Raw genomic sequence first — 17,616 nt, forward strand, 5'->3', positions numbered from 1 at the left:
GATTTACTAATTTTTATATAAAATTTTAATGAATTTTTTAATTTCCTTTTGGTACGGAATTTTCATTTAACATAATACACTAAATATCAAAATATTATGAAAAAATTACTACTTTCAGTTTCACTATTTTCTTCCTTACTGTTTTATTCCCAAAGTTTTGTATTGCAAGAATTTGCGACAGGTCTTACTGCACCTGTAGAAATCACGAATGCTAACGACAGCCGATTATTTGTCGTACAACAGAATGGAATCATTAAAATAATCCAACCCAACGGAACCGTCAATACCGCTGATTTCCTCAATATAAGTTCAAAAATTACTTATGGCGGAGAAAGAGGACTTCTCGGATTAGCTTTTCATCCTCAATATGCAACCAACGGCTACTTTTTTGTGTACTATAACAATACTGCAGGAAATATTGTTGTTGCGAGATATTCTGTAAGTACAACCAATCCGAATGTTGCTGACAATACCAGCGAAAAAATCATCCTCAATATACCAAAACCATTTGACAATCACAATGGCGGAAGTATTCACTTTGCTCCTGATGGTAATCTGTGGATTGTGACCGGTGACGGTGGAAGCGGCGGTGACCCTAATAATAACGGACAAAATAAAAATTCTTTGTTGGGAAAAATGTTGCGAATCGACATCAATTCGACCGGACCTTATAACATTCCTGCCGGAAATCCATTTATCGGAGCCGGAGTTGATGGTGCAGATGAAGTTTGGTCTTACGGATTAAGAAATGCATGGAAATTTTCATTCGATCTTACAACAGGAAGCGCAATGATAGCAGATGTCGGTCAAGGCGCGATTGAAGAAATCAACAAAATGCCAATCGCAACTTCAGCACTCAATTACGGATGGAGATGCTACGAAGGAAACAACACTTATAATACTGCAGGTTGTGCTGCTTCAGCTACAATGACATTTCCAATAGCGGTATATGATCATTCAGGTGGAAAATGCTCGATTACGGGAGGTTACGTTTACCGGGGAACTGCATCAACGAGTCTGCAGGGAAGATATTTTTTTGCGGACTACTGCTCACAACAGATCGGAACTTTAGATTCTAATAATTTTATTACTTGGACTACTGCTTATTCAGGAAACAATTTTTCAACATTTGGCGAAGATTTTCAGAAAGAATTATATGTGGCAGCAGTCAATAACGGAAAAATTTATAAAATCACGACAGCCAGTTTAGGAACACAGGAAAATACTTTGAACCAGATAAGAATTTATCCAAATCCTGCTTCTGAAAGAGTTTTTGTGGAAGGATTACAATCTGCTGATGCTAAAATAGAATTAATCAGTACAGAAGGTAAAATCTTTATGACTGATGTGAAACTGGATAGCGAAAACAGTTTTGACATTACCGGAGTTATACCCGGAGTTTATTATCTCAACATCAAATCGGGAGATTTGCAAGAGTACAGTCAGAAGTTGATTATTAAATAGCTTTAGGCTTTAGGCTTTAGGCTTTAGGCTTTAGGCAAAGAAAAGCGATTCAGTTTTGAATCGCTTTTCTTTTATATCGTCATTGAGAAAATTCTCGTTTCCGGTTTATTTCTCATCATTCGGAGATCAAAAACCATGGCAACGTTTCTCGTGAATGCTCTACCCTTTTCGGTAATTTTTATTTGATTGTCATGAATTTCCACCAATTCATCTTTTTCCATTTCCTTTAACATTTGAAAAGCATTTTCAAGCTCAGGAAAAGAATTTTGTATATCAAAAGTAGTTTCAAGCTGACACATTAAATTTAAAATATGTCTTCTTACAATTAAATCTTCTTCGTTCAGAATATGTCCTTTTACTACTGGAATCATTCCTTCTTCAACAATTTTCTGGTACTCTTCCACAGTTTTTACATTCTGCCCAAAAGCATACCACGAATCTGAAATTGCAGACATTCCCAAGCCAACCATTAATTGGGTATTGCTCGAAGTATATCCCATAAAATTACGGTGAAGTTTTTTCTGAATTAAAGATTGATACAAATCATCGTGTTCGAGAGAAAAATGATCCATTCCCACCTCAATATATCCTAAATTTTCCAAAAGTCTTTTGCCATCTTCATACAAACGTCGCTTTTCTTCACCACTCGGAAGATCATTTTCATCAAAACCTCTTTGTCCGACTCCTTTTACCCACGGAACATGAGCGTAAGAATAAAACGCTAAACGATCTGGTTTTAGTTCCATTGTTTTGTGAATCGTATGTTCCATTGCTTCCCAACTTTGATGCGGAAGACCGAACACCAAATCGTGACTGATTCCTGTATAACCAATTTCACGGGCGATTTCGGTTACTTCTTTTACTTTTTCGAAAGGCTGAATTCGGTTGATCGCTTTCTGTACTTTTGGATCATAATCCTGAACCCCAAAACTCGCTCTTCTGAAACCTAAATCATATAAAGTCTGCAGATGTTCTCTGGTTGTGTTATTCGGGTGACCTTCAAATGAAAACTCGGGATGTTCAGCAATTTCAACTGTTGAAAAAATCCCTTCCAATAATGTTTTTAAATTCTGCGGAGAAAAAAAAGTGGGAGTTCCGCCTCCTAAGTGAAGTTCTTTTAAAATTGGTTTATGGTTGTTGGTTGTTGGTTGTTGGTTAAACAAATCTAAATATAACTTCCATTCTTTTAAAACACTTTCAAGATACGGAATCTCTACGCTGTGCTGTTTGGTAATACGTTTATGACATGCGCAAAATGTACATAAAGCCTCACAGAAAGGCAGGTGAATATAAATTGAAATACCTTCTTCCGAATTGCTTTCATTGAAAGATCTTATCACACTTTCTTTCCATTTTTCTGGTGAAAAAGTGCTTTCGTCCCAATAAGGAACAGTGGGATAAGACGTATAACGAGGTCCGGGAATATTATATTTATCGATTAACGAATTCATTTTGAAATTTTAAAAAAGATTAAATCCTTGTGAGATTTTCATCATGCAAAATTAACCATTACGGATGACTTTTTGAGCATGAAATATATTAGTTCTTATTTTATAATCAATCTAAATACTTCGTCTGCGAAGTTTTTTCCTAAATCAATATAACCTGCGCTGTCGTAATGCCAAGGATCATTTCCGTAATTGTATTTTTTGGTTGAACGGACGATTGCAGCGTTTTTATCTGTTTTTACAAATTTTTCCTGAGCATATTGCACCAATTCACCAGTTGGCCAAACTCTTCCTTTTTCGTTCTTCCCAGAATCTGAAATTTTACCGATCACAACAGGAAGATCATCTGCAAGCAGAGTTGCTCTCATTTGATTCATTAAAATTTTTAAATGTCCGTAATATTTGCTGGCAATTTCTTCGTTGTAACTTGCATCACCTTCACCTTGCATCCAAAGAATTCCTGATGGAATGATTTCATCTTTTTTTCCGTTTCCATCAATGTCACTTTCAGACAAGGCATTTTTCACTGTTTTCAAAAAATTATCATATTGATTAATCTCATTTTTGCCATTAAAATCAGCATCCCAACATCCAAAATTTGCCGCTGCAAGACTGTCAATAGAAGTACCCTCTCTTGCATATTTTATCAAGGCGATTTTATCGTTCGGGAAAAGTTCTTTCATTCTTTTAGCAAAAGAAAGTTCCAGACCAAATCTGTCTGAAAGCGTGTTAGTTTTTCCATCAGACTTAAAGCCTGTTCCGTTCCCGGGTTTTAAAACATCCCATTTTCCGGTTCCGCCATTCAGATCTCCGTCAGGAACAGAATTTCCCTGAAATATGTAAACGTCTTTAAAAGACTTTAAATCATTGGGAAGATCTTTATTATATCCAAACCCGTTCATATTCGATTGTCCGGCAAGAATAAAAATCCTGATTTTCTGAGTATAAAATAAAGCAGGAACTAAGAGTAAAAAAAACATTTTCAGGTTTTTCATTGGAGAAATTTTATCAAAGGTAATTTGAAAAAGTCAGTTAAATAAACGATATCGTCTATCAGAAACATTAAAATAAAAAATAAGTCATCTTAAATTTCATTTAAATATTAATCCATTTCATTTTTATAATTCTGTCTTTTCCTGCAAAAACTACCGTTTTATCATCAATCCATTTACAGACAAAAAGTCCTTTTTCGTCAGAGATTTTCTTCCATGTTTTTCCGAAATCAGATGAGTAACTGATGTGTTGATCTCCAACTGCTATAATTTCTTTTCCTTTAGAATTTGGTTTTATTTTTACACAAGTTGTATATCCTGCATTTTTTCCAGAAGCCTGAATCTGCCATGTTTTCCCGCCGTCAATTGTCGTTGCGATATTATTGATGTTGGCTTCTTGTTTGGTATAATCTCCACCGACTGCAATCCCAAATCTATCATCAGAAAAATCAATTGAATACATACCCTGTGAAGATTCTCCCTGAATAAATGGTGTATTAAAAATTTCGATCTGCTGGTTTTTTAAATTTAATTTCAAAATTCTTGAAGATTTTCCACCTGTTGCAATCCAAACGTAATTTTTAGCTGAGGAAATATTGGTGTTACTTGCTGCAAATGCTGCTTCACCCGGATTTAGTTTTATATTATTTTTAAAAAAACTCCATTCTCCATTTTTATACATTGTAAGTTTTAGTCTATTGTCATCAGTATCACTAAACGCAAAAGCCAAGTCCGCATTTACAAAATGAAATGCATCATAAAATGCAGCTTTACTTACATCTGTGAAAACTCTTTGAGAAATCAGTTTTTTCTTCTCAATTTTAAAGAAATAAGCAGGACTTTCTATATTGATTGCATAAAATGAATTTTTATCCTGAGCTAAAGTGCGGAACTGTAGTTTTTCGTCTGATAATTTAATCTGTTTCTGGTTTTTTGAGTCTTTCAAATCTACATATCCGAATTTAGAGTCTGTTCCGCTGTACCATACTTTGCCGTCCCAGATTTCTATGGCTCTGATACTGATTTTATCATTAAGTAAAGTTTCAAAACTTATATTTTGGGCGAAGAGAAAAGTTCCGAAGAATAGAAATAATGTGGGGAATATTTTTTTCATAACAGTCAAATTTAATGAAAAAAAAAATTCCGCATAAAGCGGAATTTAAATTTATTCTTTATTGTCAATATTAATATTGACGTCTTCTAAAGGTTTTTGCTCAGCCTTGAAGGTTTCTCCATAACCGCCATTCTGCAGTTTTGAATTTCTCTTACTGTAAAGGAAATAAATGATAAATCCTATAATCAACCAACCAAAAGAGTACATCTGTGCTTCTTTACTAAGGTTGAAAATCAAGTATACATTGATCGCAATTCCTAAACAAGCAATTACAGGCAATGCAGGAACTCTGAAACTTCTTACCAAATTTGGTTCTTTTACTCTTAATACCCAAACTGCAACACAAACCATTGTAAAGGCAAATAAAGTCCCGAAACTTGTCATGTGTGCTAGCTCGTTAATTGGCGTAAGTGAAGCTACTATGGCGATAACTGTACCTAAAATCATCAGGTTTTTCCTAGGAACTCCAGAAGTAGGATTTACTTTTGAGAAAGTTGAAGGAATTAAACCATCTTTGGACATTCCCAAGAAAATTCTTGATTGTCCCATGATCATTACCATCAATACAGAAATTAAGCCTACTGTAGCAGCAATCGTAATGATATAACCAGCCCAAGCCTGACCTGCAATATCAAATGCATAAGCTACAGGTGCTTTAATGGCATCAGGATATTTACCTAGAGGATTAAAATCAGTATAATGCATCATTCCTGTAAGAACCAATGATACCAAAATATATAAAATTGTACAAATTACTAACGAAGTGATGATAGCAAAAGGCACATCTTTTTTAGGGTTAATCGCCTCACCCGCCTGCGTAGAAACTGCATCGAAGCCTACATAAGCAAAGAAAATAGCAGAAGCTCCGGCAATAATTCCGCCATAGCCATATGCTTTGTGGGAGACTCCGTTTTCTGTAATGGTAGTTGCTTCAGGGATAAAAGGTGTCCAGTTATCAGTATCTATAAAAAATAAACCGGCAATAATCACAAATATAATTGCAGAAACTTTTAAGATTACAATAAAGTTGTTGGCTTTAGCAGCACCTTTTGTACCTCTCAATAAGATCCAGATTACAAACAAAACGATAAGTAAAGCAGGAAGATTCAAGAAAAGTTTAAAATCTAACAATTCAGGAGCTGCATTGAAATTATTGATAGTTTCCTGAAAGCCCAATAATTTATCTGCAGGAAGTTTTCCTTCGGCAATCTGCTTCGTAGCTTCACCGAACGCTTTGTGAGCTGTTCCGGGATCAGTGGTCATCCAATAGGGTAAATGCAGACCAAACATTTTGAGAAGTTTAGCAAAATAACCTGACCATGAAACGGCGACCGTCATCGATCCCATCGCATATTCTAATATCAAACCCCAACCGATGATCCAGGCAAAAATTTCACCTACCGTTCCGTATGCATACGCATAAGCAGAACCTTCTACTGGAAGTATTGACGCAAACTCAGCATAACACAAAGCTGCAAATACACAGGCAATACCAGCTACTACAAAAGAAAGTGCCAATGCAGGGCCTGCGTTATAATAGGCACCAGTACCTGTAAGTACAAAAATTCCTCCTCCGATAATAGCACCAATTCCGATAGCAGTAAGGCTCCATTTTCCTAAAACACGTTTTAGTTCACTTTTCTGTATATCGGCTTCATAAGCACTCATTGGCTTTTTAGCCCAAATTTTTGACATATTTTTTATTTATTAAAGATTTACGAAAATATAAAAAATTTATAGATCTTAACATTTATTAATAAACTTTCGATATTAAATTTAAATTTTAAAATATAAAAAACTGATTTACACCTGTTTTAAAACATTTCAGACCGATTGATATTTTCATTATTTTTGATGACATGAATTTATATGATCTCTTTGTAAAACCGTATGAGTATTATACCTATTTACAAATTCTGCTGGAAGCTACGGGAACTATTTTCGGAATCTTGAGCGTCTACCTTTCCATTAAAAAAAACATCTGGCTTTATCCTACAGGAATAATTTCTACATTAATTTACGTTTATATCCTTTTCAATTTCGGATTGCTTGGTGACTGCATGATCAATGTTTATTATACTGCGATGAGCATTTATGGCTGGATTTTGTGGTCAAAAAACTCAGAGGATCACATTCATGTAGACGTAACATGGGCAACCAGAAAAGAATGGATCTTTGCGATCATGCTTTTTATCCTCAGTATGATTATGGTGACTGCCATCTATTACTACAAACCTTATATTGATAATCATTTTTCATTTGATGGCGCAGATCTGGGATTACATCATCTTGATTGGGCAAACTGGCTTGATGTAGTCGTCACTTCTACATTTCTTGTAGGAATGTGGCTCATGGCGAAACGCCGCATTGAGAGCTGGATTTTCTGGATCCTGGGAGATTTAGTTTGCATTCCAATGTTAATTTATAAAGAGCTCGGAATCACTTCGGTTCAATATTTGGTATTTACCATAATGGCGATCATGGGATACGTCAACTGGAAAAAAGTTTTAAAGAGAAAAATACATTAAAGTCATGAAAAATTTAATAAAAATAGCATTCACGGTATTCATAGCAGCAAGCTTAGCTTCTTGTATGTCATACAATAACGGATATGCAGATAACTACGGAGATCCATATTATGATAATGGATATTACTACGCACCCCAAGGTTATTACAACACGGGAGGATATTATGGTAATGACGGATATTACTACAGAAATGATATGAGGTATTACTATGACAATGGTGTGCCTTATTATTATGGAAATAACAGAACAAAAGTGTATGTAGAAAAAAGAAGCCCTTCAAACAGACCTGCTCCTAGTTTCAGAGATACACCAAATAACAATAACGGAAATTACACAAACCCTAGAAACAATAATAACAGCAACCGGAATAATAGCGGAAACAGGGGTTTTAGAAATTCAGGAAGCAACAGCAGCCAAAGACAGCAGCAACAAAATGCTCCTAGATCAAACAGCAACAGCGGTTTCAGAAATGGTACCAACAGTACAAGAAACACTACGCCTTCCACTCCTGCGACTCCTCAAACTCCCCAACAGAATAACTCAACAAGATCCAACGGAGGTTTCAGATAGTAATCATTCTAAATAAGTAAACGGACAGCCACCACTGTTCGTTTTTTCGTTTTTATTATAGTAATTTTGCACGTTAATTTTTTAGACAGATAAGTATGGAATTTTATAAATATCAGGGAACAGGAAACGACTTTGTAATGATCGACAACCGTGATTTGCAGTTTCCAAAAGATAAAAAAATCATTGAAAGATTGTGCGACAGACGATTCGGGATCGGTGCAGACGGTTTGATCCTGCTTGAAAACGATGATAAGTACGATTTTAAAATGGTATACTACAATTCTGACGGCGGAGAAAGCACAATGTGCGGAAACGGCGGAAGATGTCTCGTAGCCTTTGCTTTTTTCCTGGATATTTTTGAAAACAAATGTACTTTTATCGCAACAGACGGAGAACACAAAGCTGAAATTCACAACGGAATCGTAAAATTAAAAATGATTGACGTTGACAGCATTAATAATGACGGAAATGATTCAGTTTTAAATACCGGTTCACCACATTACGTAAAATACGTAGAAGACATTGCTAATTTCAATGTTTTTGCAGAAGGAAACAGCATTAGAAATTCTGAAAATTACAAAGAAAATGGCATTAATGTCAATTTTGTTGAAAATATTTCTGATGAAGAAATTTTCGTAAGAACTTATGAACGAGGCGTTGAGGACGAAACTTTCAGTTGTGGAACCGGAGTTACAGCTTCGGCTTTAACTTTTCTTCAAAAAAGCAATCTAACTTCCATAAAAGTTAAAACATTGGGCGGTGATCTTAAGGTTTATGCTGAAAAAAACGGAAATTCTTTCCGTGAAATTTGGCTCGAAGGTCCGGCAAAACAAGTATTTAAAGGAAAGGTAGAACTTCTTTTATTTTAAAAAACTTTTAATCCATTTTAATTATAATGAAAAAAGCTATTCTCATTATCGTCCTTTTAATTCTTGCTGTGGCAGGATTTTTTGGTTTGAAATTCTACAATAAATACTACGGAAACAACGTAGAAAAAGACGGCTACGTTTTAATTCCGCATGATGCAGAATTTAAGCAGATTTTAGATTCTATTGCACCTTACGTTGACAATAAAGAATCTTTTACTGAGGTAGCTAAAGATAAAGAAATGGATCAATTTTTCAAGCCGGGACGTTACCACTTCAAAAAAGGAGCAAGCAATACAAGCCTGGTTAATATGATCAAAGCAGGAAATCAGACCGAAAATTCTTTCAGAATCGGAGATTTCGGAGACATTTATCAGATGGTTGGTAAAGTTTCAAAGAAAACTGAATTGGATTCACTGAAATTCGTCAATGATTTAAATAAAATTGCCGGAGAGAAAGGCTATAATAATGCCGAAGATCTTAAAAAATATTTTTTCATCGATACTTATAATTTCTTCTGGACGGTAACTCCGAAAGAATTTTTCAAAAAATTTGAAGATCAGTATAATGAATTCTGGACTGCCGACAGAAAAGCAAAAGAACAGAAATCCGGTTTGACAAGAGATCAGATTTATGCTTTGGCATCTATCGTTTATAAAGAATCAGGAGGGAAACCAGACGAAATGAAAACCATTGCAGGATTATATTTAAACCGTTACAGAAAAGGAATGAAATTACAATCTGACCCAACTGTAATCTATGCGATGAATAAACAGACCAACTTTAAAGAATCTATTAAAAGAGTTTTGTTTAAACATTTGACAACACCTTCACCTTACAACACGTATGCAAATGCAGGAATTCCTCCGGGACCGATTTGTGTAGTTGACAAAAATTCTGTAGATGCAGTTTTGGATGCCGAAAACAACTCCTATATTTTTATGTGTGCCGATCCTGCGAGAATGGGCTATCACAAGTTTACAGCCAGTGCGGAAGAGCATGTAATCAATGCAAAAGCGTACCAAGACTGGCTTAATTCAAAAAATATCAAATAGTAAATATATTTAACTTTAATTTAACAATTAAATAATTAACATTTCGCTCTCAAAAGCGACCTATCTATTAAAAATAATAAACGAAATCTTGAAAACCTGAAAAATTCAGCGTTTATAATTTCACAATTATAAATATGTTTTTCATGATTTTATTTAAAGAATATCATATGAATCAGACGGAAATTATCAGCATTTTCACAAAGAAAACTTTAGGGCTTACTTTTGTATTATCTGCAGCAGCCTTTGCTTTCGGGCAAGAAAAAGTGGGCGTAACGGGAACTATTGTAGACAAAAGCAATCAGCCTGTTCCTTATGCTTCTGTTACTTTTAGCAACAAAGCAAATAAACTTTTCAGTGATGCTACTTTAACGGACGAAAAAGGCCAGTACAAACTTGAGCTGACTCCCGGAAACTACGACATCACAATAGAAGCAATCGATTACAAAAAAAGTGTGATCAACAAACAGATTGCAGCTGCAGGAAACATTGGTGCTTTATCAATCGAGGCTGAAACTTCCGCTACAAATCTGAAAACTCAGGATATTCAAGGGGTTACGATCACTGTTGCTACAAAACCTTATAAAGTCGAGCTTGATAAAAGAACGTACGATCCATCTCAGGATATTGTAAGTAAAGGTGGAAATCTTCAGGATGTACTTTCAAATGTACCTTCGGTTTCTGTAGACACAGACGGAACGGTATCAATGAGAGGAAGCTCTAATGTAAGATTTTTGATCAACGGAAAACCTTCTGCTCTTCTGGGAATTGACGATGGCGCAAACGCATTACAGAGTATTCCTGCAGATCAGATCGAAAGAATTGAAGTGATCACCAATCCTTCTTCAAAATTTGAAGCAAGCGGAACGGCAGGTATTTTAAATATCATTTTAAAGAAATCTAAAAAAACAGGTTTTAACGGAAGTGTAATAGGAACTTTAGGATATTTGCCTCAAACCAATTTAAATACCAATTTAAGCTGGAGAAAAGGAAGCCTGACATGGTTTTTGAATGGCGGTGGTGGCTATCGTGAGTCTAAGAATACGAATAGAAACAATGCGACATTCTTTAATGCAGTTTTGGATGATGACAGAACTTTCACAGGTCAGGAATCAATCACAAATAACAATAATAGCAATTATAATGCATCATCAGGTATTGTTTATGATATTTCTGATAAAACATCGGTGAATGCTTCAGCAACTGTTAGAACTTTCGAAAGTGAAAACATTGGAAATGTCACTTATGATTACCGTTTTCTTAAAAATCCAAACTCGTTTGTAAACAGGATGAATACCGGTTCTAATGACAACCTTGCGTTTCAGGCAGATTTAGGGTTAGATCACAAATTTGATGACAAAGGACAGAACTTATCATTATCTGCAAGTTTACAAAGTAACAGATCTTATAATGATACTGATGTGAATCAGACTCAAGATAATATTTTTCAATTGCAGAATGTAATCAATCAGACTACTAAAAATAAAACATTAGTTGGTAAAGCTGATTACGAGCTTCCTCTTGGTGAAAACTCAAAAATTGAAGCCGGTTACAGACTAGATATTAATCAAAATATTTATGATAATGATGTTTTGGAAAGAACTGTCGACAATCCTGAGTTTCATTTTCTTAATAATTATACTTATAATGCGTATTACAGAGAAATTTTCAACGCCGGGTACTTACAGTTTAGAAGCAAAATTGGCAAATTAGGGTATCAGTTAGGACTCAGAAATGAGTATTCTCAGGTTGATATTAAATATTCAAACTTAGATTATTATACTGACAATATTAACAGTAAAAAGACTTATAATAATTTATTTCCGTCTGTATTCCTGAGTTACGAAATCGCCAAAGACAATCAGTTTTTAGTCAATTATTCAAGAAGAATTGACAGACCAAGATCTTTCTTTTTGATTCCAAATCCTAGTTATACTGATAATCAAAATATCTTTGAAGGAAATATTGATTTAAACCCTTCTTATGTAGATTCTTATGAGTTTGGATATAGTATTTCAAAAGGGAAATTCACGATCAACCCTACTCTTTATTATAGACATTCATCAGATGATGTAAAGATGTTGGTATATTCTGACGATGGAATTTTCAAAACAAAGCCAATCAATTTGGGTGCTGATGATCGTTACGGATTAGATTTAAATTTCAACTGGGATGCAACAAAATGGTTGAAATTCTTAGGAAACGTAGATTTATTTGGATATAAAACTACGGGAATTTATACAAATCCTGATATTTTGAATCAACCGATGTCTTTCGAAGGTACAGGTTTCTCCACAAGAGCAAGACTTACTTCAACTTTTAAAGTTGATAAGACATTCAGTTTCCAGCTGCAAGGATTCTACAGAGGTGCTCAAAAGACAGAAAACCAGACCAGAAATGATATGTATGCTTTAAATTTTGGCGCTTCAAAAACAATTTGGGATGGTAACGGAACAGTAAGTTTCAACATTCAGGATATTTTCAATACCCGTGCAATGAGAAGTACAACCACTACTTCAGAGTTTAGCAGAGATTCTTATATGCAGTGGCAGCCGAGACAATTTGCAGTTTCTCTAACTTACAGATTTAAGCAAGGTGAAAAAATCGAACAGCCGAAGAGAAAGAAAGATGTCAATTCAAATGCTACAGGAGATGATCAACAAGGTCCTATGTAATCAGAGTTTAATGAACATAAAAAGTCCCGAAATTTAAATTTCGGGACTTTTTTATTTTGATGATTTTGCCATTTCAGCTTCGTAGATTCTTTTTCTTAGATCGCTGGATGAGAAACGGTGATCTCTTTTGTTGTAAAAAATCTCAATGCCCTTTTCTTCGCAGTATTTTTTTCCGGTGAAATCTCTGTCCATATAGTCGTCACCGATAATTCTGACATCGATTACAAAAGATTTTAAAATATCCTCCAAATCTTCCTCTGTGTAATAAGGAATGATTTCGTCAACCGCATTCACGGCTTTTAGCTGAATATATCTTTCAACAATGGTCTGTGTAGGTTTATTCTTTGTGGGGCGATCATGAGAGGGATCAATCTGCAATCCTACAATGAGGTAATCACATACCGTTTTAGCCTCTTCTAACATTTTGATATGACCAGCATGTAGCAAATCAAATGACGAAAATGTGATGCCTATTCTTTCGGTTTTCATCTTTTATATATTTATGTTTAAATTAATTTTTTCTTGATTCTAAATATTTTTGCCACTCCCAGACAGTTTTTAAAGCTTCCTCCAACGAAGTTTCAGATTTCCAGTTGAGTTCTTTTTCAGCTTTATCGGCGTTGGCGTAAGCTATCGTAATATCACCCTCTCTCCTATCACAGATTTTATACGGCACAGCAACATTATTAGCCAATTCAAAAGCTTGTACCACTTCCAAAACTGACGAACCTTTCCCTGTTCCAAGATTGTAGATATCAATTACAGTTTCTTCTGTATTTTTATTGATTAAGCTTTTTAAAGCAGCAACATGGGCTTTCGCCAAATCCACTACATAAATATAATCACGGATTGCTGTTCCATCTTCTGTAGGATAATCATTTCCCCAAACATTCAATTTCTCACGAATTCCTGCAGCTGTCTGCATCACATAAGGAACCAGATTATTCGGAACTCCGATGGGTAATTCTCCTAATAAAGAAGATGGATGTGCGCCAATAGGATTAAAGTATCTCAAAAGACAGATTTTACTTTGATAAGCCTGAGCAAAATCTTTAAGGATTTCTTCGCCCATCTGCTTTGTTTTTCCATAAACGCTTTCGGGCATTTTTAGCGGAGTATTTTCGTCGATTGGCATTTCATCTGCCTGCCCGTAAACGGTACAAGAAGAACTAAAAATAAAGTTCGAAATTTTTCTTGCTTTAAATTCCTGCAAAATATTGATTAACGAAAACAAATTATTCTCATAATAATCAATTGGTTTTTCCTGACTTTCACCAACCGCTTTAAACGCTGCGAAATTGATACAGCCTTCAATATTGTGTGCATCAAAAACCTGATGCAGAAGTTCTTTTCTTTTTAAATCAAAAGGGTAAAAAATAGGTCGCTTACCTGTAATTTCCTCAATATTATTTAAAATAAATTTTTCCGAATTGGATAGATCATCTACAATAACTACTTCAAAGTTATTATTAATGAGTTCTACCACGGTGTGAGAACCGATGTATCCAAGTCCGCCTGTTACAAGTATTGCCATTGTTTTTGTTAGTTTTTAATCATTTTGTCTTCCTATATTATCTATTTCACTTTTTGCTGATTGATGTTTAAAATAATTTATAAGTATTGCTGGTCCAACAACAAATAATATACTTACAAACAAAAAAGACCTAATATATAATCCTAAATCTGGATTTTTTTGATATCTACTATAAAAAAAAATTGCATTATAAAAGGTCATTAAAAGTAGAGAAATATATAAATACTTAAACATATTTCTAGATTCTTTGAAAATACACACAAAAGCAATAATTAATAATGGCAATATTGTAAAATATAATATATAAACAGGCACTTCAAATGCAGAATACGCTTCCTCGATTCGATAGCCTCTTAATAAAATATTAAACGCATGATATGCATAAAATATCATCCAACCAAGAATAAATATTATTGTAAAAAAATAAGCAAACTTATTTTTTAATATTCTTTCATCGTGAAGCATAGCTTATTTTATAAACTCCAACACAGCATCCGTAATATACTTCAACTGCTCTTCATCCAATTCTGTATGCATTGGAAGAGAAATCACCTGATCTAAAAGTTTATCTGTATTTACAAAATCTGCATCATTACTTTCCTGATAATATGCTTTTTGTTTTCTTAAAGCTACCGGGTAATAAATCATTGCAGGAATTTCTTTTTCAGTTAAGAATTTCTGCAACTCATTCCGTTTGCCATTTAGAATCCTTAAAGTATATTGATGAAATACGTGTGTTGAGTACTCTGCTCTTTTTGGAGTTAAAATATTTTCGTTTCCGGCAAAAGCTTCGTCATAATAATCAGCAGCTTTTCTTCTTGCATCGTTATAAGAATCCAAATTTGGAAGTTTTTTTCTCAAAATTGCCGCCTGAATGCTATCCAATCTGGAATTTACTCCCACTTCATCATGATAATATCTTTCGTACATTCCATGATTGACGATTCCTCTTAAACGGTGTGCCAATTCATCATTGTTGGTGAAAATCGCTCCACCATCACCATAACAACCTAAATTTTTAGATGGAAAGAAAGAAGTTGTTCCTACTGTCGACATTGTTCCTGCGTGTCTTACACTTCCGTCCGAAAAAGTAAACTGAGAACCAATTGCCTGTGCATCGTCTTCGATCACAAATAAATTATGTTCTTCAGCAATTTTTAAAATCTCTTCCATATTCGCACACTGTCCGAAAATATGTACCGGAATAATTGCTTTAGTTTTCGGAGTAATTGCTTTTCTGATTTGCTCTGTTGAAATCGTAAACGTATCGTAATCTACATCTACCAATACAGATTTTAATTTAAGCAAATGAATGACTTCTACAGTTGCTGCAAAAGTAAAATCAGCAGTGATCACCTCATCACCTTCCTGTAAATCCAATGCCATTAAAGCAATTTGTAATGCATCTGTTCCGTTTGCACAAGGAATTACGTGTTTTACATCAAGATAAGTTTCCAGCTCATTCTGGAAAGATTTTACTTCAGGACCATTGATGAAAGCAGCTGAATCCATCACATTTAAAACCGCATTATCGACATCATTTTTTATTTTATAATACTGACTTTGCAAGTCAACCATCTGTATTTTTTTCATACGTCAATTTTATTTTTCTAAGTTAAATGTAACCGCTTTGCTTTGATGTTTTTTACGTAAGGCGTTGAACAGCGATTTCACCAACAAATATTTTCGTAAAAATAAGGATTTTAAAATCCTTTTAAAAATTTTATTGAAATTGTTTTATCTTTATACAAAATAAATAGATGAAAAGACTTTTATTATTTTGTTTTATAGCAGGTTATGGTTTCGTTCACGCACAAAGCGAACTGGTTTTTGTATACTTTAATAACAAACCCAATAAAGCTGCATTTTATGCAAATCCTTTATCAGAATTAACTCAGAAAGCACTGACACGAAGAACTACTTTGGGAATTCCGCTGAATGATCAGGACGCTCCTATCGAACAGTCATTTATCCAAAATCTACAAAATTTAGGATTTACCATCACCGATTCTTCTAAATGGTTGAACGGGGTTGCTGTGACTGCAAATCAAGCTCAAGTAAATTTGATTAAAGCTCAATCTTTTGTACAGTCGGTAGAAAGTTTTGCGAAAAATTCTTCTCTTGTTTTAAAAACTCAAACTGTCAATAAGTGGGAAAGTTTTGAACTGGCTCAAAAGAATCTGACCGTTTTTAACTACGGATCGGGATCAGAACAGATTGACCAGATCAATCTAAGGCCGCTTCACCTTGCCGGATTTACCGGACCAGGCGTTACTATTGCCGTGATTGACACTGGTTTCCCTACTGTCAATACAGGCTCTGCATTTTCAAGACTTTGGTCAAACAACAGGATAAAAGGTGGTTACGATTTTGTCACTAAAACAACCAATATTTATGACGGTACTTTAAATGCGCATGGAACTGTGGTTTTAGGAGCTATCGGCGGATATATTCAAAACACATTTGTAGGTTCGGCTCCCGATGCAGATTTTTATTTATACAGAAGTGAAAATACTGCTGTGGAAGTTCCCGAAGAAGAACTATATTGGATTGAAGCCGCTGAAGAAGCTGACAGAAAGGGAGTTGACATCATCACAACATCTTTAGGGTATAATGTTTTTGACGATCCGAAATACAGCTACACGTACGCCAATATGAACGGAACAACTTCTTTCATTGGAAGAGCAAGCCAGATTGCGGTGAGCAAAGGAATTTTTGTTCTAATTGCGGCAGGAAATTCAGGAGAACAGACATGGCATTACATTACAACTCCTGGAGATAATGCGCAGGTTTTCACCATAGGATCCGTAGATTCTGCCGGATCAGCTTCAGGATTTTCGTCATTCGGACCTAATTCTGCAGGAGTTATCAAACCAGACGCAAGTGCAAGAGGAACCGCATCTACGACTGTAAATGATAATTCTACAACAATAGTTTCAGGAACTTCAATTGCCACGCCAATCGCCGCGGGAGGCGTTGCATGTTTAATACAGGCTTTTCCTACGATGAGTAGAGATTTAATGAAAACCAAATTAAGACAGACCGCATCCTTATATCCAAATATGAATAACCAAATAGGTTACGGAATTTTAAATTTCGGGAACTTATATAATTCAGTTTTAAATACTTCCGAGCTTGTAAAAAGAGAAAGAATTTCAATATTTCCCAATCCTGTTAAAACGATTTTGAATGTTGCTACAGAAGGCGAAGTAGTATCTCTCGAAGTCTATGATAACTTAGGAAGATCAGTTTTACAATCAAAAAATCAAAAATCGATCAATGTACAGGATTTTTCAAACGGAACTTATTATCTGAAGATTCAGGTAAAAGATAAATTTTATTATGAGAAATTTCTGAAAGAATAACTAAAGA

At 34.7% G+C, this 17,616-nt stretch carries 15 protein-coding genes; 7 read left to right on the forward strand and 8 right to left on the reverse strand.

The window, feature by feature from the left end; genetic code table 11:
* The first annotated feature begins 96 nt into the window (after positions 1-96).
* Complete coding sequence (locus K0R77_RS02150; RefSeq protein ID WP_300346751.1) at positions 97-1,464, forward strand: PQQ-dependent sugar dehydrogenase; 1,368 nt, start codon at positions 97-99, stop codon at positions 1,462-1,464.
* Positions 1,465-1,535: 71 nt separating this feature from the next.
* Here K0R77_RS02150 and hemN read toward each other — a convergent pair whose 3' ends face one another.
* The 4 genes from hemN to K0R77_RS02170 form a co-directional block, all read right to left on the reverse strand.
* Positions 1,536-2,915 (reverse strand): oxygen-independent coproporphyrinogen III oxidase, encoded by a 1,380-nt coding sequence (gene hemN, locus K0R77_RS02155; protein ID WP_300346753.1) that lies wholly within the window; start codon positions 2,913-2,915, stop codon positions 1,536-1,538.
* 95 nt (positions 2,916-3,010) lie between these two features.
* Positions 3,011-3,892, reverse strand: coding sequence for a sialate O-acetylesterase (locus K0R77_RS02160; protein ID WP_300346755.1), 882 nt, complete (start codon positions 3,890-3,892; stop codon positions 3,011-3,013).
* 115 nt (positions 3,893-4,007) lie between these two features.
* Positions 4,008-5,018 carry a glycosyl hydrolase gene (locus K0R77_RS02165; protein ID WP_300346757.1) on the reverse strand — a complete coding sequence of 337 codons (1,011 nt, stop codon included), beginning with the start codon at positions 5,016-5,018 and terminating at the stop codon, positions 4,008-4,010.
* Between the two features lie 51 nt (positions 5,019-5,069).
* Positions 5,070-6,713: an APC family permease gene (locus K0R77_RS02170; protein WP_300346760.1), complete on the reverse strand. Its 1,644-nt coding sequence runs from the start codon at positions 6,711-6,713 to the stop codon at positions 5,070-5,072.
* Positions 6,714-6,877: 164 nt separating this feature from the next.
* On the opposite strand from K0R77_RS02170, the gene pnuC reads away from it, so the two are divergent.
* The 5 genes from pnuC to K0R77_RS02195 all read left to right on the forward strand — a co-directional run bounded on the left by pnuC (position 6,878) and on the right by K0R77_RS02195 (position 12,710).
* On the forward strand, positions 6,878-7,546 hold the full coding sequence (gene pnuC / locus K0R77_RS02175; RefSeq protein WP_300346763.1) for a nicotinamide riboside transporter PnuC: 669 nt from the start codon (positions 6,878-6,880) through the stop codon (positions 7,544-7,546).
* Positions 7,547-7,550: 4 nt separating this feature from the next.
* Positions 7,551-8,117, forward strand: coding sequence for a hypothetical protein (locus K0R77_RS02180; protein WP_300346766.1), 567 nt, complete (start codon positions 7,551-7,553; stop codon positions 8,115-8,117).
* Between the two features lie 95 nt (positions 8,118-8,212).
* Entirely contained in the window at positions 8,213-8,986 is a 774-nt protein-coding gene (gene dapF, locus K0R77_RS02185) for a diaminopimelate epimerase (protein WP_300346769.1), read from the forward strand.
* 26 nt (positions 8,987-9,012) lie between these two features.
* Positions 9,013-10,038, forward strand: coding sequence for an endolytic transglycosylase MltG (gene mltG, locus K0R77_RS02190; protein WP_300346772.1), 1,026 nt, complete (start codon positions 9,013-9,015; stop codon positions 10,036-10,038).
* Between the two features lie 167 nt (positions 10,039-10,205).
* Positions 10,206-12,710 carry a TonB-dependent receptor gene (locus K0R77_RS02195; RefSeq protein ID WP_300346775.1) on the forward strand — a complete coding sequence of 835 codons (2,505 nt, stop codon included), beginning with the start codon at positions 10,206-10,208 and terminating at the stop codon, positions 12,708-12,710.
* Positions 12,711-12,761: 51 nt separating this feature from the next.
* Here the strand turns inward: K0R77_RS02195 and K0R77_RS02200 are convergent, their stop codons facing one another.
* From K0R77_RS02200 to K0R77_RS02215, 4 genes are read right to left on the reverse strand one after another with little or no spacing between them, the layout of a single operon-like run.
* Entirely contained in the window at positions 12,762-13,199 is a 438-nt protein-coding gene (locus K0R77_RS02200) for an adenylyltransferase/cytidyltransferase family protein (RefSeq protein WP_300346779.1), read from the reverse strand.
* 22 nt (positions 13,200-13,221) lie between these two features.
* Positions 13,222-14,244 carry a UDP-glucose 4-epimerase GalE gene (gene galE / locus K0R77_RS02205; RefSeq protein ID WP_300346782.1) on the reverse strand — a complete coding sequence of 341 codons (1,023 nt, stop codon included), beginning with the start codon at positions 14,242-14,244 and terminating at the stop codon, positions 13,222-13,224.
* Positions 14,245-14,259: 15 nt separating this feature from the next.
* Positions 14,260-14,709, reverse strand: a complete 450-nt coding sequence (locus K0R77_RS02210) for a hypothetical protein (RefSeq protein ID WP_300346785.1) — start codon at positions 14,707-14,709, stop codon at positions 14,260-14,262.
* Between the two features lie 3 nt (positions 14,710-14,712).
* Complete coding sequence (locus K0R77_RS02215) at positions 14,713-15,837, reverse strand: DegT/DnrJ/EryC1/StrS aminotransferase family protein (protein WP_300346788.1); 1,125 nt, start codon at positions 15,835-15,837, stop codon at positions 14,713-14,715.
* 167 nt (positions 15,838-16,004) lie between these two features.
* Here K0R77_RS02215 and K0R77_RS02220 point away from each other — a divergent pair, with 167 nt between their 5' ends.
* Positions 16,005-17,609: a S8/S53 family peptidase gene (locus K0R77_RS02220; RefSeq protein WP_300346791.1), complete on the forward strand. Its 1,605-nt coding sequence runs from the start codon at positions 16,005-16,007 to the stop codon at positions 17,607-17,609.
* Positions 17,610-17,616 lie beyond the last annotated feature (7 nt).

The sequence above is a fragment of the Chryseobacterium sp. genome (assembly GCF_029240215.1).
In the GTDB taxonomy this organism is placed as follows: domain Bacteria; phylum Bacteroidota; class Bacteroidia; order Flavobacteriales; family Weeksellaceae; genus Chryseobacterium.